Annotated in this window: 17 protein-coding genes; 12 read left to right on the forward strand and 5 right to left on the reverse strand. The window is 47.3% G+C overall.

Annotated elements, in window-relative coordinates; translation table 11 throughout:
* Positions 1 to 28: 28 nt before the first annotated feature.
* The gene (gene clpS / locus O9X78_RS03625; RefSeq protein WP_269618463.1) at positions 29 to 376 is read right to left on the reverse strand and encodes an ATP-dependent Clp protease adapter ClpS; all 348 of its coding nucleotides are present in this window, start codon (positions 374 to 376) and stop codon (positions 29 to 31) included.
* Between the two features lie 194 nt (positions 377 to 570).
* Here clpS and O9X78_RS03630 point away from each other — a divergent pair, with 194 nt between their 5' ends.
* Positions 571 to 783, forward strand: a complete 213-nt coding sequence (locus O9X78_RS03630; RefSeq protein ID WP_269618251.1) for a cold-shock protein — start codon at positions 571 to 573, stop codon at positions 781 to 783.
* 62 nt (positions 784 to 845) lie between these two features.
* Here O9X78_RS03630 and icd read toward each other — a convergent pair whose 3' ends face one another.
* Positions 846 to 2,102, reverse strand: a complete 1,257-nt coding sequence (gene icd / locus O9X78_RS03635) for an NADP-dependent isocitrate dehydrogenase (protein WP_269618252.1) — start codon at positions 2,100 to 2,102, stop codon at positions 846 to 848.
* Positions 2,103 to 2,253: 151 nt separating this feature from the next.
* Between icd and O9X78_RS03640 the strand changes: the two genes are divergently transcribed.
* The 8 genes from O9X78_RS03640 to fusA all read left to right on the forward strand — a co-directional run bounded on the left by O9X78_RS03640 (position 2,254) and on the right by fusA (position 10,978).
* Entirely contained in the window at positions 2,254 to 2,892 is a 639-nt protein-coding gene (locus O9X78_RS03640; RefSeq protein WP_269618253.1) for a pseudouridine synthase, read from the forward strand.
* 46 nt (positions 2,893 to 2,938) lie between these two features.
* Positions 2,939 to 3,376: an NUDIX hydrolase gene (locus O9X78_RS03645; RefSeq protein WP_269618254.1), complete on the forward strand. Its 438-nt coding sequence runs from the start codon at positions 2,939 to 2,941 to the stop codon at positions 3,374 to 3,376.
* 49 nt (positions 3,377 to 3,425) lie between these two features.
* Positions 3,426 to 4,529, forward strand: a complete 1,104-nt coding sequence (gene mnmA, locus O9X78_RS03650; RefSeq protein WP_269618255.1) for a tRNA 2-thiouridine(34) synthase MnmA — start codon at positions 3,426 to 3,428, stop codon at positions 4,527 to 4,529.
* Complete coding sequence (gene hflD, locus O9X78_RS03655) at positions 4,529 to 5,194, forward strand: high frequency lysogenization protein HflD (RefSeq protein ID WP_269618256.1); 666 nt, start codon at positions 4,529 to 4,531, stop codon at positions 5,192 to 5,194. The genes mnmA and hflD overlap by 1 nt, the downstream gene beginning before the upstream one ends.
* Positions 5,195 to 5,253: 59 nt before the next feature.
* Positions 5,254 to 6,618 carry an adenylosuccinate lyase gene (gene purB, locus O9X78_RS03660; RefSeq protein ID WP_269618257.1) on the forward strand — a complete coding sequence of 455 codons (1,365 nt, stop codon included), beginning with the start codon at positions 5,254 to 5,256 and terminating at the stop codon, positions 6,616 to 6,618.
* A 4-nt stretch (positions 6,619 to 6,622) separates the two neighbouring features.
* The gene (locus O9X78_RS03665; protein ID WP_269618258.1) at positions 6,623 to 7,753 is read left to right on the forward strand and encodes a JmjC domain-containing protein; all 1,131 of its coding nucleotides are present in this window, start codon (positions 6,623 to 6,625) and stop codon (positions 7,751 to 7,753) included.
* Positions 7,734 to 8,639, forward strand: coding sequence for a GNAT family N-acetyltransferase (locus O9X78_RS03670; protein ID WP_269618259.1), 906 nt, complete (start codon positions 7,734 to 7,736; stop codon positions 8,637 to 8,639). Before O9X78_RS03665 ends, O9X78_RS03670 begins: the two co-directional genes overlap by 20 nt.
* Positions 8,640 to 8,887: 248 nt before the next feature.
* A complete protein-coding gene (gene fusA / locus O9X78_RS03675; protein WP_269618260.1) occupies positions 8,888 to 10,978 on the forward strand; it encodes an elongation factor G in 2,091 nt (696 codons plus the stop codon).
* A gap of 83 nt (positions 10,979 to 11,061) precedes the next feature.
* Here fusA and O9X78_RS03680 read toward each other — a convergent pair whose 3' ends face one another.
* Positions 11,062 to 11,406 carry a Rieske (2Fe-2S) protein gene (locus O9X78_RS03680; RefSeq protein ID WP_269618261.1) on the reverse strand — a complete coding sequence of 115 codons (345 nt, stop codon included), beginning with the start codon at positions 11,404 to 11,406 and terminating at the stop codon, positions 11,062 to 11,064.
* Between the two features lie 232 nt (positions 11,407 to 11,638).
* On the opposite strand from O9X78_RS03680, the gene O9X78_RS03685 reads away from it, so the two are divergent.
* Positions 11,639 to 13,663, forward strand: a complete 2,025-nt coding sequence (locus O9X78_RS03685; protein ID WP_269618262.1) for a beta-propeller domain-containing protein — start codon at positions 11,639 to 11,641, stop codon at positions 13,661 to 13,663.
* Between the two features lie 118 nt (positions 13,664 to 13,781).
* Complete coding sequence (locus O9X78_RS03690) at positions 13,782 to 14,531, forward strand: class I SAM-dependent DNA methyltransferase (protein ID WP_269618263.1); 750 nt, start codon at positions 13,782 to 13,784, stop codon at positions 14,529 to 14,531.
* Between the two features lie 82 nt (positions 14,532 to 14,613).
* On the opposite strand, the gene O9X78_RS03695 is transcribed toward O9X78_RS03690, so the two are convergent.
* On the reverse strand, positions 14,614 to 16,176 hold the full coding sequence (locus O9X78_RS03695; RefSeq protein WP_269618264.1) for a hypothetical protein: 1,563 nt from the start codon (positions 16,174 to 16,176) through the stop codon (positions 14,614 to 14,616).
* Between the two features lie 207 nt (positions 16,177 to 16,383).
* Positions 16,384 to 16,986, reverse strand: a complete 603-nt coding sequence (locus O9X78_RS03700; protein ID WP_269618265.1) for a TetR family transcriptional regulator — start codon at positions 16,984 to 16,986, stop codon at positions 16,384 to 16,386.
* A gap of 182 nt (positions 16,987 to 17,168) precedes the next feature.
* On the opposite strand from O9X78_RS03700, the gene O9X78_RS03705 reads away from it, so the two are divergent.
* Positions 17,169 to 18,335, forward strand: a complete 1,167-nt coding sequence (locus O9X78_RS03705; protein WP_269618266.1) for an alkane 1-monooxygenase — start codon at positions 17,169 to 17,171, stop codon at positions 18,333 to 18,335.
* The last annotated feature ends 17 nt before the right edge of the window (positions 18,336 to 18,352 follow it).

Raw genomic sequence — 18,352 nt, forward strand, 5'->3', positions numbered from 1 at the left:
CTACGTCCGCCTTTTGACATTAAAAATTTTAATCATCGCTTTCTTCTATCTCAGCAAGAAGCGGATGCCCATTATCCCTTGCATACTGATTTACCTGCGCCGCCTTTGTTTCGGCGATGTCTTTGGTAAACACGCCGCACACTCCTTTACCCTTGGTGTGCACTGCAAGCATTACTTGGGTGGCGCGTTGCCGATCCAAATAAAAGAAATCTTCTAAAATCTCAACGACGAACTCCATGGGAGTGTAGTCATCATTTAATAACACCACTGCATACATACGTGGCTTCTTAAGTTCTGGTTTCGACTCCTGAATTGCCAAGCCACTACCGTGATCTTCGTCTGACTTATCACCTATGTTTTGAATATCAATGTACATTTTCACTGGCTTTACCTGAGCTTATCACCACTTTAACCCCGCGCAATAGGGAAATTCACCAACTTCACCACTTACATCTTCTTAACTTGACGGCGAGGCCGGACTGTTTTAAAAATGGGGGCTAAGTCGAAAGAAAACAAGGTTGTTTGCGTAAAGATGACAATAACTATAACGACAATTAAGGATATAAAGCTATGCAGCAGGGTGTTGTAAAGTGGTTCAATAACGCCAAAGGCTACGGCTTCATCGTCTCTGAAAATAGCGAAGATGAAGTTTTTGCTCACTACTCGGCTATTACTATGGAAGGCTACAAAACCTTAAAAGCGGGTCAAAATGTCAAATTTAGCGCCGAACCCGGTCCTAAAGGACTTCATGCCACCAACATACAGGCATCGGACGAGCTATAAAATAGAAAGGGAGTACGAAATTGAAAACATCACCACCGGCATATGCCGGTGGTGATTAGTCTTTAAGCCATGTGCTTAATAATGGCATCACCGAACTCTGAACACTTCAGCAAGGTTGCACCTTCCATCAGACGCTCAAAATCATACGTTACGGTTTTGGCTTGGATTGCGCCGTTCATCCCATTAATGATCAGGTCTGCAGCTTCATTCCAACCCATGTGACGCAGCATCATTTCCGCTGACAGAATTAATGAACCGGGGTTCACTTTATCTAAGCCAGTGTACTTAGGCGCTGTGCCGTGAGTAGCTTCAAACAGTGCGATGTTATCGCTCAGGTTTGCGCCTGGGGCAATACCGATACCGCCAACCTGCGCAGCCAACGCGTCAGACAGGTAGTCACCGTTCAAATTAAGTGTTGCGATAACGCTGTATTCGTCGGGGCGCAACAGAACTTGTTGAAGCATCGCGTCAGCAATTACATCTTTAATAACGATTTCTTTACCGGTATTTGGGTTTTTAATGCTAACCCAGGGGCCGCCATCTATTAGTGAACCACCAAACTCTTCCATAGCTAGCTCGTAAGCCCAGTTTTTGAAAGCGCCTTCCGTGAATTTCATGATATTGCCTTTGTGCACGATGGTCAGTGACGGCAAATCTTGATCAATGGTGTACTGAATTGCTTTGCGTACCAGACGCACGGTGCCTTCTTTGGACACGGGCTTAATACCGATACCGCATTCCTGCGGGAAACGGATTTTAGTAACACCCATTTCTTCTTGGAAAAATTCGATTACTTTATCAGCTTCTGGCGTACCCGCTTTCCACTCAATACCTGCATAGATGTCTTCCGAGTTTTCGCGGAAAATAACCATATTGGTTTTGCCCGGCTCTTTTACCGGAGAAGGCACGCCTTCAAACCAACGCACTGGACGCTGACAAACATACAAATCCAATTCTTGACGAAGCGCCACGTTCAAAGAACGGAAGCCGCCGCCAACAGGTGTAGTCAGTGGGCCTTTAATACCGACAACATAATCTTTAATAGCATCCAGAGTTTCAGCGGGGAACCAGTCTCCGTCATACAGCTCTGCAGCCTTTTCGCCAGTGTAAATTTCCATCCAGCTTATTTTCTTAGCGCCTGAGTAGGCTTTTTCAACGGCTGCATCAACTACGTTGATCATCACCGGAGTAATGTCGACCCCGATGCCGTCACCTTCGATAAAAGGAATAATTGGCCGATCGGGTACATTGAGGGAAAGATCCGCATTAACGGTGATTTTCTCGCCCGCAGTAGGTACCTTGATATGTTGGTATCCCATTTTTGACTCCATGGTTTATCAGTTAGTATCTGTGCTCGTGCTCGCTCACAAACGAAAACAGCTGCAAATTGCTACAATGCAGCTTCTGTAAAAAGCGGCACATTATAACACTTTATACCCAGATTTCTTCTATGAATGAGCCTATTTTCTTGTGAGCGAACTTTTTTTATTTAATAAGCCCTTCCAAGTCATGAGTCAATTTACCGACGCTGACGGCCGAGCCAATCTCTCTGATTACATCAGGATACCGGCGATATATCCAGCCGGTAGACTCGATTATGACTCTGAAGGCTTGATGATTTTGACCGGAGATGGCGAATTACAGCACCAAATAAGCCACCCAAGACACAAACTCGCTAAAACATATTGGGTGCAGGTAGACGGCGACATAGGCAAAGATGCTATTTCAGAATTGCAACGAGGCGTGCATTTAAAGGATGGCCCGACGCTGCCAGCATTGGTATCAAAAATTATCGAACCAGAAAATCTCTGGCCACGCACACCACCCGTGCGGTTTAGAGCAAACATCCCTACCAGCTGGATAAAACTTACTATAAGCGAAGGCCGCAATCGCCAAGTTCGGCGAATGACCGCTGCCGTCGGTTTTCCTACACTGCGGCTAATTCGGGCCAGCATTGGCGATTGGAGCATCGAAAATCTCGCGCCCGGGGAGCACAAAAAAGTCACTCTAGGAGCAGACTTTGTGCGATATAAATCCCGCAGCAACACAAGCCCCAAGCCAAAGCGACCTAAAACTCACACACCTACTGGCCGCAGGCGTAGTCCTTAAACCCTCGGCCCTGTTACAATTCGTGCTTTAGCACTCGGAAAACACTATGGATTGGCAGCCCCACGTCACCGTTGCTACCGTCGTCGAAAATGATGGCAAGTTTTTGTTTGTAGAAGAGATTAAAAACGGACGCCGAGTAATCAATCAACCGGCGGGGCATTTAGAAGCTAACGAAACCTTGGTTGATGCCGCCATACGAGAAACACTGGAAGAAACCCAGTGGCGAGTGGAAATCCTTGGTGTCGTCGGCTTCGGCTTATACACTGCGCCCGCAAACGGCGTGACCTACCATCGAACCAGCTTTTTCGCGCGACCTATTGCTTTTTGTCCGGAACAAAAACTTGATGGCGATATCGAGCAAGCGATTTGGCTAACACCCGATGAGCTACGCGAACGCAGAAGCAAACTGCGCAGTCCAATGGTTTTAGACTGCTTAGAAAGATACTTAAAGGGACAGCGCTATCCCTTATCGATGATCTACTAACGCACACCCACAGCGTTTTAGCGGCAAATATGTTTAACGGATTACACGAATGAAGCAACAAAGCCCCAACAACACCAAAGTCATTGTCGGCATGTCAGGCGGCGTGGATTCGTCGGTTTCAGCCCTACTCCTTATTCAGCAGGGCTATCAGGTCGAAGGCCTATTCATGAAAAACTGGGACGAAGATGACGGCACCGAATACTGCACAGCGAAGGACGACCTCGCGGATGCTAGCGCTGTTTGCGAAAAACTAGGTATTCACCTGCACACGGCCAATTTCGCCGCAGAATATTGGGACAATGTATTTGAACACTTTTTGGAAGAGTACAAAGCCGGTCGCACGCCGAATCCCGACATATTGTGCAACCGTGAAATTAAATTTAAGGCCTTTCTCGACTACGCCCTTGTCCTGGGCGCGGATTTTATCGCCACAGGTCACTACACCCGCCGCAGAGACATGGATGGAACAACCCAGCTTTTAAAGGGGCTGGATCCAAACAAAGACCAAAGCTACTTCCTTCACGCAGTAGGCAGTGAGCAGCTCGCAAAAACCTTATTCCCCGTCGGAGAGATCGAAAAACCCGAGGTTCGAGCACTAGCAGAGAAACACGGCCTGATCACCCACGATAAAAAGGACAGCACCGGTATCTGCTTTATTGGTGAACGACGCTTTAAAGACTTTTTGCAGCAATATTTACCCGCCAAACCCGGTCGAATTGAGACTCTGGATGGCGTTGATATGGGCCAGCACAGCGGCCTGATGTACCACACAATTGGCCAGCGCCAAGGTCTCGGCATTGGCGGCGTAAAAGGCGGTGGCGAAGAACCGTGGTATGTCATCGAAAAAGATTTAGAGCGCAATGTACTGCTGGTTGCACAGGGTAGTCAGCATCCGGCGCTTTTTAAGCACGCACTGCAATCCAGTGAAATTCACTGGATTAGCGGTCAAGCGCCAACCATGCCGCTGAAATGCACCGCCAAAACCCGCTACCGCCAAGCTGATCAAGAGTGCGAAATCCGCAAAACGGGCACCGGCTTTGACGTCCACTTCAGCGAGCCACAGCGCGCGATCACGCCTGGGCAGTCTGTTGTGTTTTACGACGCCGACGTGTGCTTAGGTGGCGGCATTATTGAAACGGGATATCAGTATTGATGAGTGACGACAGGCAAATTGCAAAGATCGACAAAGACCTACAGGCGCGCCAACAAATACTGTCCCTAGCCGCGATTGTTCAAGCTGCAATATTAGTCGACCAAATCGCCCGCACCGGCCAGGCCGAACCGCAGGCAGTAGAAGCCTCAATTGAAAGTTTGTTCGCATTTTCAGCGGCTACCGCCGAAGAAGCCTACGGTAGCGTTGAGAATCTCGAGATTGGCATTCGGGGCTTGCGCGACTTATTGAGTGGCAATGATTACGGCGAACGAAAGAGCGTCATGCGCTATTGTTTGGGCGTATTACACCTTCATAAAAAGCTACGGAGCGACTCCGACACTGCCGCATTACTCCGCAGTCGCTTGCAACACACCGCCAAACAGAAAGAATTTAATGGCAATGATATCAATGCGTTATCAAACGCTCTTTCAGCAATTTATCAAGATACAATTTCGAAGTACAACTTTAGAATACAGATAACAGGCAGCGCTCAAGAGTTACAAAACCCCAATAATGCCGCCCGTATTCGGACCCTGTTGCTCGCCGCTATACGAGCTGGCTATCTATGGCACCAAGCTGGCGGCAGTCGCTGGAAGTTGGTGTTACAAAGAAATCGTATTTTCACCCAAACCAAACACCTGCTGGCAACTGAAATTCGTCGATAAGTCGTGTACTATTACGCGCTTTCCGAACTGCCCGCCCCGCTCAAGAAAAGGTATTCAATATGGACTTATCCGCGCTATCTGCCATCTCACCTGTCGATGGCCGTTACGGCAGCAAAACAGCTAGCCTGCGCCCTGTTTTCAGTGAATTCGGACTGATCAAATATCGCTTAATTGTTGAAGTGCGCTGGCTCCAACAGCTGGCCGCAAATCCGGCAATCACTGAAGTGCCCAGCCTAAGCAGTGATGCCAATGCAGTATTAGAAGCCCTGATAAGTAATTTTGACGAAAGCGGCGCGCAAAAAGTAAAAGACATTGAGGCCACCACCAATCACGACGTAAAAGCGATTGAGTACTTTATAAAAGACGCTATTAGCGGAAATGCCGAATTAGCCGCGGTGTCTGAATTTGTGCACTTTGCCTGCACATCAGAAGATATTAACAACCTTTCCCACGCTTTAATGCTCCGCGAAGGTCGCGAGTTAATGCTGGCAGAATGCGATGCCATTATCAGCAAGCTGACCGAACAAGCGCATGAATTTGCCGAAGTCCCCATGTTGGCCCGCACACACGGTCAAACAGCCAGCCCAACCACCATGGGCAAAGAGTTCGCCAACGTCGTGGCACGCCTGCGCCGCCAACGCCAAGTGATTGCTGAGGTTGAGTTACTGGGCAAGATCAACGGCGCGGTAGGCAACTACAACGCTCATCTTTCCGCTTATCCAGATATCGACTGGGAAGCCAATGCCGAAGACTTTATTGGCAAGCTCGGCATCAACTGGAATCGCTACACGACCCAGATTGAGCCACATGACTATATCGCCGAATTGTTCGACGCCATCGCCCGCTTTAACACCATTTTGATTGATTTAGACCGCGATATTTGGGGCTATATATCTCTTGGTTACTTCAAGCAGCGCACCATTGCCGGTGAAGTGGGCTCATCTACCATGCCGCACAAAGTAAATCCGATTGATTTTGAAAACTCCGAGGGTAACCTCGGCATCGCCAACGCGGTTCTGCACCATCTCGCGGTAAAACTGCCAATTTCTCGCTGGCAACGCGACCTCACAGACTCTACCGTGCTCCGTAATATGGGCGTGGGTATTGCCTATAGCATCATGGCATATCAAGCGACAATGAAAGGCTTGAACAAACTAGAAATCAATGTTGCGCGTATTGCTGCAGACTTAGACGATAGCTGGGAAGTCCTAGCGGAGCCTATCCAAACGGTTATGCGTCGATACGGTATCGAAGAACCGTATGAGAAGCTTAAAGCCCTTACCCGCGGTCAGCGCATCACCGCCGACATCCTGAAGGCGTTTGTCGACAAGCTAGATATGCCAGACGCAGCCAAGGCGGAATTACGTGAGCTGACACCGGCGCGCTATATCGGCAACGCCGTTGCCCAAGCTAAGCGGATTTAATGTCATGGCGCTGCAAAATTTTGATCAGCAATGGTTTTTAGATCAGGTTTGGCAGCGCGAAGCGCTTTTGATAAAGGCGGCTCTACCTGACTATGAATGTCCGCTGGACGGCAATGACCTCGCTGGCCTCGCCTGCGAAGACGATGTGGACAGTCGTATCATTATTGAATCCGACGGGGCATGGGACTTACGTAATGGCCCCTTCAAAGAAGACGATTTCAGCAAGCTGCCGGACACCAAATGGACGCTGTTAGTACAAAGTGTCGACCATTACCTGCCTGAATTAGCTGAGTTATTAGCGCACTTTCGTTTCATTCCTCGCTGGCGTACCGAAGATATTATGGTGAGCTACGCCTGCGATGGCGGCAATGTTGGCCCCCACTACGACCAATACGATGTCTTTTTAGTACAGGGAAGCGGACGCCGTCGCTGGAAGATTGGTGGACACTGCAGCAGTACCACACCACTATCAAGCAATGCCGGGCTGCGGCTATTACAGGATTTCAGCGCTGAGCAAGAGTATCTACTCGAAGCGGGTGACATACTCTACGTGCCGCCGGGTGTGGCGCATTGGGGCGTCGCAGAAGGTGACGACTGCATGACCCTATCTGTTGGCTTTAGAGCGCCATCAGAAGCCGCCCTGCTCAGTGACTATAGTGACGATATCGCCAGCTATTTAAATGAAGCCCTGCGATACAAAGACCCGCAACTCGATGCTAGCGCGCATCCGGCTGAAATTTCTAGCAATGTTCGCCGGCATGTTAAGTCATTAATTTTGAGCCACCTAGATGATGACGCACATTTAGCACGCTGGTTCGGCGAAATGATGACACGCATCCCCGATCAAGAAAGCATGATCGACGATTCCTTAAGTCCCGAAGAGTTTTTGCTAGAATTGGCCGAAGGCGCTGTTTTACAGTTACGCTTAGGTGCAAGACTTGCTTTTGATGAACAATATCTGTTTGCCGACGGACTGGCCTTCCCCTACCCGCCAGAACAGCAGGACGATGTTAAAGCACTGTGCGAGATAGAGTGCGGAGTTACCATTGATACCGCGCACCGCCTAAGCCCAGATATGATTTACGCCTTATTCTGCAACGGTACATTGTGCTTCTATGATGATACGCAAGACTGACTGGCAAACCGACAGCGCCGAGCTAACGTCGATACGCCACGAAGTTTTCGTAGACGAGCAGCATGTCCCGATTGAATTAGAAGTCGACGAACAAGACTCCCATTGCCACCATTGGCTGGCCATCGAAAATGCTGAAGCCGTCGGCACAGTTCGTCTGCTAAATAACGGTATCATCGGCCGCATGGCGGTTCGCAAGGATTTTAGGCGGCGCGGGATTGGCAAAGCGCTTATACAAGCAACCATTGATTACGCGCGCCAGCAGGATTGGCGAACACTTAGCTTATTTGCCCAAGACCACGCTATCGGTTTTTATGCCGACGCCGGCTTTGTTCCCTACGGCCCGATATTTATGGACGCCGGTATTCCGCATCAATCCATGCAATTACTACTGAGAGAAAACCGAAAATTAGGCGTAGACGGTCAACAGTTTCATCCCGCAGATAGCACATCAACTGTTCTAGACTTATGCCGCCAGACTCGTCGCACTATCCGGGTCTTCAGCCGGGCGCTGGAGCCCGCTTTATTTGCCAGCGAGGAAATAAGCAACGCTCTATCAGCGCTGGCGAGACGCCATCGTCAAAGCGAAATACGCTTATTAATATGCGACGAAGAAGCGCTAAAAGAAAGCCGTCATCCCTTATCTGAGCTGAGTCAGCGTTTGCCAAGCGCCATTCCACTTCGCCTACTATCGCCAGATTATCGCGCGGAATTGGACGAGTTTTTTCTGTTAGCTGACCGCAGTGGTATTTTCGTATATTCGAATGACGCACCCGAGAAAAACTGGTGCAGCTACTACCTGCCACCCAAGGTCAAAGACTATCAGGAACGATTTGACCGAATGTGGGCACATGCAAAGCAGCCAAGTTACTTAAAAAGGCTCTATTAATACTGATAAGCGACGATCCGCCGAACGAACTCCTAGCCTAATGCTAGCGCAGTCATTTCATCAAGCTGCTGAAAACACAGAATATTCACCCCAATTTTGTTAGCAAACTCTAATATTTCTGTCTGCTAAGCACTATTACGAAAAAAAAATGAGGCAATCGCCCTGTTCTTTGTTTTTATACGAGCAAAATCGGTCGATTTGCTGTACATTACCCGCCTATTTTCAACCCAGCTTATCTAGAGATCGCTATGACTGATTTATCCCTTTACAGAAATATTGGTATTTTCGCCCACGTCGATGCCGGTAAAACCACTACTACCGAGCGTATCCTTAAGCTGACCGGTAAAATTCATAAAATCGGTGAGGTTCATGAAGGGGAATCAACAACCGACTTCATGGAACAAGAAGCTGAGCGCGGTATAACCATTCAGTCTGCTGCGGTAAGCTGTTTTTGGAAAGGATATCGTTTCAACGTTATCGACACACCGGGCCACGTTGACTTCACCGTAGAAGTATATCGCTCGCTGAAAGTACTCGATGGCGGTATCGGCGTATTCTGTGGTTCTGGCGGCGTTGAGCCTCAGTCAGAAACCAACTGGCGCTACGCGAACGATTCAAAAGTATCGCGTCTTATCTTCGTAAACAAACTTGACCGTATCGGCGCCGACTTCATCCGTGTTACAGATCAAGTAACCAAAGTACTTGGTGCCAAGCCATTAATCATGACTCTGCCTATCGGTCGTGAAGACACGTTCAAAGGTGTTGTCGATCTGTTAAGCCGTAAAGCTTACATTTGGGACGAAACTGGGCAGCCAGAGAACTACTCTATCGAAGACGTACCAGCCGACATGGTTGATGACGTTGAAATGTACCGTGAGCAACTGATCGAAAATGCAGTTGAAATGGACGACGACGTGATGATGGCGTACATGGAAGGTGAGCAACCTTCTGATGAAGACATCAAGCGCTGTATCCGTAAAGGTACTTTGGAACTCGCGTTCTTCCCAACATACTGTGGTTCGGCCTTTAAAAACAAAGGCATGCAGCTGTTACTTGACGCTGTTGTTGACTACTTGCCAACACCAACTGAAGTTAACCCACAACCGTTAACCGACGAAGAAGGTAATCCAAACGGCAATTACGCAATCGTATCTGCTGACGAGCCTTTCCGCGCGTTAGCGTTCAAAATCATGGATGACCGTTTCGGCGCACTCACCTTCGTACGTATTTACTCCGGTAAATTGAACAAAGGTGACACCATTCTGAACTCGTTCACGGGTAAATCTGAGCGCGTTGGCCGTATGGTTGAAATGCAAGCTGACGAGCGTAACGAATTAAGCTTTGCACAAGCCGGTGACATCATCGCGATCGTGGGCATGAAGAATGTGCAAACTGGTCACACCCTGTGTGATCCAAAGCACCCATGTACTCTTGAAGCGATGGTATTCCCAGAGCCTGTTATCTCGATCTCTGTTACACCAAAAGACAAAGGCTCTACCGAGAAAATGGGTATCGCCATTGGTAAGATGGTTGCTGAAGATCCAACTTTCCGCGTTGAAACCGACGTTGACTCAGGCGAAACCATCCTTAAAGGGATGGGTGAACTTCACCTAGATATTAAAGTAGATATTCTGAAGCGTACCTACGGCGTTGATTTGACTGTAGGCCAACCGCAGGTTGCTTACCGCGAAACCATCTCTATGCCTATCGAAGACAGCTACACGCACAAGAAGCAGTCTGGTGGTTCTGGTCAATACGGTAAAATCGACTACAAAATCAAGCCAGGTGAGCCAAACACAGGCTTCACCTTCAAGTCTTCTGTTGTCGGCGGTAACGTTCCTAAGGAATTCTTCCCTGCAATCGAGAAAGGCTTTAAGTCTATGATGGGCATTGGTCCATTAGCGGGCTTCCCAGTACTAGACGTAGAAGTTGAACTGGTAGACGGTGGATACCACGCGGTTGACTCCTCGGCTATCGCTTTCGAAATCGCTGCAAAAGGCGCATTCCGTCAGTCTATGCCCAAAGCCGGCCCGCAGCTTCTTGAGCCGATCATGAAAGTGGATGTGTACAGCCCAGAAGATCACGTTGGTGATGTTATTGGTGACTTGAACCGTCGTCGCGGCATGATTTCTGGTCAAGAACCAAACACTACTGGCGTTCGTATTAAGTCAGATGTACCACTTTCAGAAATGTTTGGTTACATCAGCACGCTGCGTACGATGACTTCTGGTCGTGGTCAGTTCTCAATGGAGTTCTCCCACTATGCAGCATGCCCAGCAAACGTAGCTGAAGCAGTCATTGCCAAAGAGAAAGAAAAGAAAGCAGCTGCCGCTAAGTAATTAGCTCAGCCAAACAAAAAGCCCTGTCAGCTCTCACTGACAGGGCTTTTTTTATGCTAACAAATTTTGGTAAGCCAATTTAGTTAGCCGTCCAGCATCACGCCAACTTCATTGTCTCGATCAATGACCTCATAGCAACGCAAGTTTCGGCACGGTTCCTCGCTAAAATGTGTTAATTCGCCATTTCGAATATCGAAACGGTATGCGTGTTGGGGGCAAACCAGTTCCATACCAGACACGTCGGAGCTACTTAGCGGATACTCCCGATGGGGGCAGTTGCTCTCTATCAAATAACGAGCGCCATCTAGCTGCAACAGCATCAAATTGTGACTATCGATCTTGAATACCTTTCTATAGCCATCAAACAAGTTAATGTACTTTTCTAAACTGTAATAACGCATAGGCACAATGAGCAGGGAATTTCCCAAAGCTTACCGCAAACCATGTGGCGACAGTAATTATTTCAATCTAAGACTCTGTTTATGCTTACTGAAAGTGGAATCCCAAGAGCACGACGTTACGTGCAACTACCCATTTACTTTGCTATTCACAGGGCTAAACTGAGAGGCAGAGTTAAAATCATACAATAACTGCACTCGATACTATTGGTCTGATGTAGTAATAATCGTTCGATAGCGGACTCAGGAAGAGAGAATCCCAATGGACACTTACAAGCGCGCCAACTGGCACTCCAACATACTCACCATCACTCTTCTCAGCACTTTACTGGCAGCCTGTGGCGGTGGATCCGGCAGCAGTTCTACTACCACGAGTACGGATACATCAAACAGCTTATTACGATCAGTGAGCAGCGACGAAGAATTCGTGGCGCGTTTTAAATCTGCGTATACACAACCCAATGGCAATAACAGGGATCAACTTACACCACAGGCCGCAGAGGGTACTGCAACAGACAATAGCGGATCAGCTGAGGGATACTCTAGTACCTATACTCTGGAAAATAACGTCGATGAATTTGATGTACTCAAATACGATGGTGATTACCTTTATATCGTACCAACCATCCAGCAAACCTGTTGTTTTGTCAGCCAAGGCAACGCCGCTTTCGCGAGTGATGCCCTAGTCGCGCCGCAAAATCCTCAAAATCCAGGTAGCATCCGAATTTTAAGCACCAACCCTGACGACGCCAGTGCGCAAGAAGTGACCACAATTCCGTTGGCAGACGGTGAATATGTGCAGGGATTGTACGTGCAAAATAATCGCCTCATCAGTATTGGCACGAGTCAGTTTTATGGCAGCTACGGTGATGCGTGGCAACAAATAGCGCCGTGGGGACAACAGTCAGTCGCGGTAAAAATTTACGATACTAGCAACATCAACAATATCTCACGGCCTTGGAATATTAGTATCGAAGGTGGTTTTGTAGACAGTCGTCGCATTGGCGACACCCTCTATCTCATCAGTCGCCACACGCCTTACTGGGATAATATTTACTACTACCCTTCTAGCCAGCAAGAAGCGAATGCCAATAAGCAAATTTTAGCGAACACAACATCGGCAGATATCATTCCTAACATCACGATCAATGAACAAACTAAATCTTTATTCACAGCGCAAGACTGCTTGATCACCCGGAACGATCAAACGAATGAATACGCTTATCCGGTTATTACCAGCATTACGGCAATTCCACTCAACGATCCGAACAATACCCAAACCACCTGCTATGACGAAGATGCCAACGGCATTTATATGTCGCCTAACGCCCTGTACTTAAGCCAAGCGCGCTATGGCAGTAGCGAAGGTCAAACTCGGGTACATAAATTTGCACTTGGTGCAGGTAAACCTAGCTACCGTGGCTCGGCTGACTTACCGGGATATTTATGGAATCGCGGTCAAGTCGATTTCAGAATGTCAGAAAAAGGCGATCAACTTCGCGTCGTCACCACCCTTTACACAGGCGATAGCGCAGACATTCGTGATCATCAATTAACTATTTTGCAAGAGGCCGCTGACGACTTACGCTTAGACCAAGTGTCTACCCTACCGAATAGCAGCAGACCCGCCGAACTCGGTAAGCCAAATGAATCACTCTACGGCGTACGCTTTTTAGATGACCGTTTATACCTCGTTAGTTTCGAACAGATTGACCCTTTGTACGTTCTGGATCTTAGCAACCCAACAGATCCCTATATTGCGGGTGAGTTAGAGATACCTGGTTTCTCTGACTTTTTGCATCCAGTGAATGACAATTTGCTACTTGGCTTGGGCCAAACAGCACAAAATCAGGGCTTGGTAAAACTTAGCTTATTTAATGTCTCCGACATCTCAAACCCAATCGAATTAACTACCGTCCTCCTCGGCAAAGACGGCGGCTGGAATTATTCAGAAGCCCAATACAATCGCCACGCCTTTACTTACTTGCAACTGACGGATGGTAGCGATCGATTAACAGTGCCCGTACAGAGTTCTTACAATAGCGATCAAGGCGCGTATATCAGCGAAAACCGTGTATACCTGATGGAGATAAACGACAAATCGAATCCTGCCGCCGCTAGCTTAGATTTAATCGGCAATATCATTGCCAGCCCCAGTCCTAAAGAAAATTGGTACGGCGGCCAGAATCGCTCAGTCATTCATGATGATGCCGTGTATTTTCTGTCTGGCGACCATATTTGGTCGGCATTATGGACCGATCCTAGCCTGCAAACTGGGCCTCAATAACATATCGTAAAAACCCGCAAGGGCGTTTAGGAGGTGTTTTCTAAGCGCCCTTTTCTCTTCCCAAAACCCTGCTAATTGCTATACTGCGCGACCTTAAAAATTCACTGCGCGCCAGCACATGTCCGATACCATTCTCTATACCGATTTGTCTGGCTTTTACGATCTCATGTGCGCAGATATTGACTACCAAGCCCAAAGTGACACGGTACGTAGACTCAATCAGATATTTGGAAACCAAGGTAAAAATCACCTCGATTTAGGCTGCGGAACAGGCCCCCATATCAGACACTTCATTGACCACGGCTACAACAGTAGTGGATTAGACTTAAATCAGCCCATGTTAGACATCGCTAAGTTACGCTGCCCCGAAGCACTGTTTAGCCAGCAAGACATGTGCAATTTTAAGCTAGAAAACGCCGTTGACCTTATTAGCTGCTTTCTCTATTCAATTCACTATAGCGGCAGCATCAATAGGCTGAGTGACTGTATTCAGCAAGTCAATAACGCCCTAACACCGGGAGGCGTATTTTGTTTTAATGCAGTCGATAAAAACAAAATCGATAACAGCTCATTTACTAGCCACACCGCAGTACATAAAGACAGTCACTTTGTTTTCAGCTCAAAATGGCACTACCTTGGTAAGGGAGAAAGGCAGTCACTCAAACTCAGCATTCAAAAAACCTCAAACAATAAAACCCAAACTTGGGAGGACGAACACTCAATGGTGGCAGTGAGCTTCGAGGAATTAACGGCGCTACTCAGCCCCTATTTTGAGGTTCATGTTTTTGAACACGACTATGAAAAACTTATACCTTTTGAAGGGGCTAACGGTAACGCTCTTTTTGTTTGCGTCAAAATAAACACATAAGTGCCACACAGAGTGCTCTGCACAAAGAGATAAATAGCAGCGAGGATTTACACAGCTAAACACTGAAGGTGGCTAGCAAGGGTCAGTTACCCGTGATTGCTTCATCGGCAATCGTCGCTTCTAAGAGCAGCTCCTCAGTTTGTCCAACTAACTGCCGAAGCAAAAGTCCACTCCCACTCGAAATCCAAATATCACTACCTTTTTCGCCACCGGCTATCTCAATAATAGCACCGTCAGATACTGACTCCTTGCGCGGGCCGTTATACAAAGAGAACTTACAAGCCTCAAATGCACCCGCAGGAACAATAATTGTCTCGCGGCCCTCATATAGAATCTCATATTCGACTTCAGTCGAGGCGTCTTGAACAGGAACACCATTCGCCTCTACCTTCCGACGCTGCTGAAAAGTTTGACTATAGCTATCACCTCGGCTCAGATCAAAACGACTTAATGCACCAGGTGTATTGGATTCAATGGTTTCTATATTGAAACCATCTTGCATTGTAGTTTCAACAAAACCATGAGTCAGCAATCTGGCATTTATTTCTGCCGCGCTAAAATAGCGTTGATCGACGCTTTCAAACACTTGATCAGGCGCAATACTAGAAACTACTTCGACCACCGAACGGGCCTCAAATGTTTGCTCACCGTTAAACTCAACACCACTTTTTGTCGTTGTGTCGGACGACGTAGTTGTTTTGATACCATTGTCCAAGTTAGTGACTTCATAAACCATTTGATAAGCCAAACCATCGACAAGCTGCCAAGTTTGACTGCAATCCTCTGCAGTACTAGTTCCAGTTTCTGGCTCCCTCAATACCAAAATCATGTCCGAAACATTACTTTTATTTGTATCACCCTGGTATGCATACGTAGCGGCCGCATCTTTCAGCGCCATATTAAAATCAGACATAAATGAGTTATAAGGCAAATTGGTGATTGCCTCATCATTTTTACGTCCATCAACACGACCATCGACAATATCCTGCGCTAGCGCTTTTAATGTTGCGATTGCCGGTTGACCAGAGGTATCGTCATCACCAAGTAATGCTAGAGCAGCTAGCACAAGTGCATAATTACCGGCGTCATCATCAGCCAAACTATTTACCGCTGTATCGCCAAGTAAAACCGGCGCAGATAAAATACTGGCAAGATTGGGAGCGAAAACTGACTTTATTGCATCATTCAACATAAGTGCTGAAGCTGTGCTTAGAGGAAATGAATCAAGAACCAAAGCATACTGGTAGGCTAGCTCTGTTAGGGGTGTAATCGCTATATCATTAACACTACTGCTGAGCGCATGCAGAATTAGACCCTCAGGCAAATCAATAGTCGTTGCCAACGCCTCATCGAAATACTTAGCATTTTCTAACGCAGTCAATTTTGCCAGTATTGGACCTTCATAGCCCTCGATACTAATTTCAGCGTTTCCCTCCCCACCAATTATTGAACTAGCCAAAAGGGACTCACCATCGGCTTGGTAAACTTCAATTTTCACTTGGCTAACCTTGCCTAGCGAAGGCGTTGCCATAATACTCTGGGTACTAATACTAGAAACGCCTGCCCCACTATTGCTCCCGCCGCCACAGGCAAGTAGAACAGACGATAACAAAATAAGTGAGTTATTTCTGAGAGAAATGACCATCGCAAACTCCATGTAATTTGAAATTAAAAATCCGTTTTAAATGCGCCAGAAATTGGCTGAGAGACGTTGCAACTATGCTTTAGAGCGTAAAAATTCACGAGCCATTTCGGAAACCAGAATCCATTATTTTTTTAAGTTTCCGAACGATCACCTAAGACCAATTACCTTAAGTACTTCTCAGCAAAATATAGAAAAAAGTAGCATTCACTACGACAATATAAACTGCACTTGATACTCAAACTGCGACAAAAGAGCATCACCTTCAGCCGATGATTCCCGCGACAAGTCCAGTAAATCAGGAATCAAGCCCAAACCCAAAGAGACAATCGCCGCTACTGCAGCTTGCTTCTCTGGCAAACTGAACCGTTCAAACAACCCCCGCGCATGAAAGTCACTTGCCATCTCATCTACTATCTGACGAACTTCATTCCGAATTGCGCTACGAATCAAGGCCGAACTTCCTGCCCTCTCCCGTGCTATAAGAATAAAAAGAGACTCATTGCCACGAATATAACCAAATGCGGCGTTAACAGACGCGGCAATGACTGATGCCTCGGTATCAGCATCTCTAACCCCTTTCAATAGCGCTCTAAGCGTACTTCCTACATCGCTAACGAGTGCTAAGCCTAGCTCTTCCATAGATGCGAAGTGGCTATAAAACGCCGGAGGACTTAAATCGCAGGCCTTAGTAATCCTCCGCAAGCTTAAACCGGACAAGCCGCTTTGATCCTCTAAAAGTAACTCTAGAGCCGCGCCCATTAACTTCTCTCGATTTCCCTTTCGGCTCTGTTTGGGCTTGCTAGAACTCATATTTTCCTCGATTTAAAAACATACAACTCCGCTAAATAGTATGGCTAGAGAGCCGTACTACGGCAAACAAATACTTTTGACGCGCTGAATAAGAAATACCTCAATGCTCAACTTGACACATGTAAAGTTATAACCTAAATTATCAACTTAACACTTGTAAATATAATAAAGGGTGATGGTAAATGAATACAAGCACTGAAACACATTGGCGCGATCCTAAACGTTACCTATGGTCATTGGGACTTCTCGTTCCTCTATTTCCAATTTTCGGTGCAATCGTTTACATGCAAACCGGACATATATGGGGTTGGTGGCTTACTCCGGCCATCGTCTATTTCATTATTCCAGTGCTCGATTTTTTGATCGGAACAGATCGTTCAAACCCTCCCGAGTCTGCGGTTAAACAACTCGAAGCCGATAATTACTACCGCTATATCGTTTACGCCTACATTCCACTCCAATACGCAGGCACCATAATCACCGTCTGGTTTGCCTGCACTGAACTTGGCCCCTTAGGTATTATCGCCGGCTTATTCAGCTGCGCTTATGTAAATGGAATCGGTATTAATACAGGACATGAATTAGGTCATAAGCGTGACGCGCTTAGCCAATTCCTCGCCAAGCTTGCACTCGCCCCTGTTGCCTATGGTCACTTTTATGTTGAGCATAATTTTGGTCACCACCGCAGGGTAGCAACACCGGAGGATCCAGCAAGTTCAAAAATGGGTGAGAGCTTTTGGCGGTTTTTACCGCGAACGGTCATCGGTAGTTTGCGCTCTGCTTGCGAGATTGAGCGTCTACGCTTACACCGTAAAGGTATGGGATTTTGGCATTGGCGTAACGATGTGCTGCAAGCCTGGGCAATGACAATTGTTCTTTTCGGTATCTGTACGGCACTCTTAGGGTGGCCTGCCCTCGCTTTTCTGGTTACACAGGCAATTCTCGGTGCGTCTCTACTAGAAGTGATTAATTATGTTGAGCACTACGGCCTTCTTCGTCAGCAAGGTGCCAATGGACAATACGAGCGGTGCCTACCCAAGCACTCTTGGAACAGCAATCATATAGTCACAAACCTTGTACTCTATCAATTGCAACGTCATTCAGATCATCACGCACATCCGAATCGCGCCTTTCAAGCCCTGCGCCATTTCGAGGACAGCCCACAGCTGCCCTCCGGTTACGCGTCAATGATGATGCTCGCCTATTTCCCACCCCTTTGGTTCAGGGTTATGAATCCTCGTGTTGTGGCGCACCATCAAGGTGATTTCAGCAAAGCAAATGTACACCCGAATAAGTCCGAAAAGCTGAAAGTGTATTTCAGCTCGTTTAATCAAGGCGTGAACGCGTAATAGCGAAACAACAATAA

The organism is Zhongshania aquatica (assembly GCF_027257955.1).
Classification (GTDB): Bacteria; Pseudomonadota; Gammaproteobacteria; order Pseudomonadales; family Spongiibacteraceae; genus Spongiibacter; species Spongiibacter aquatica.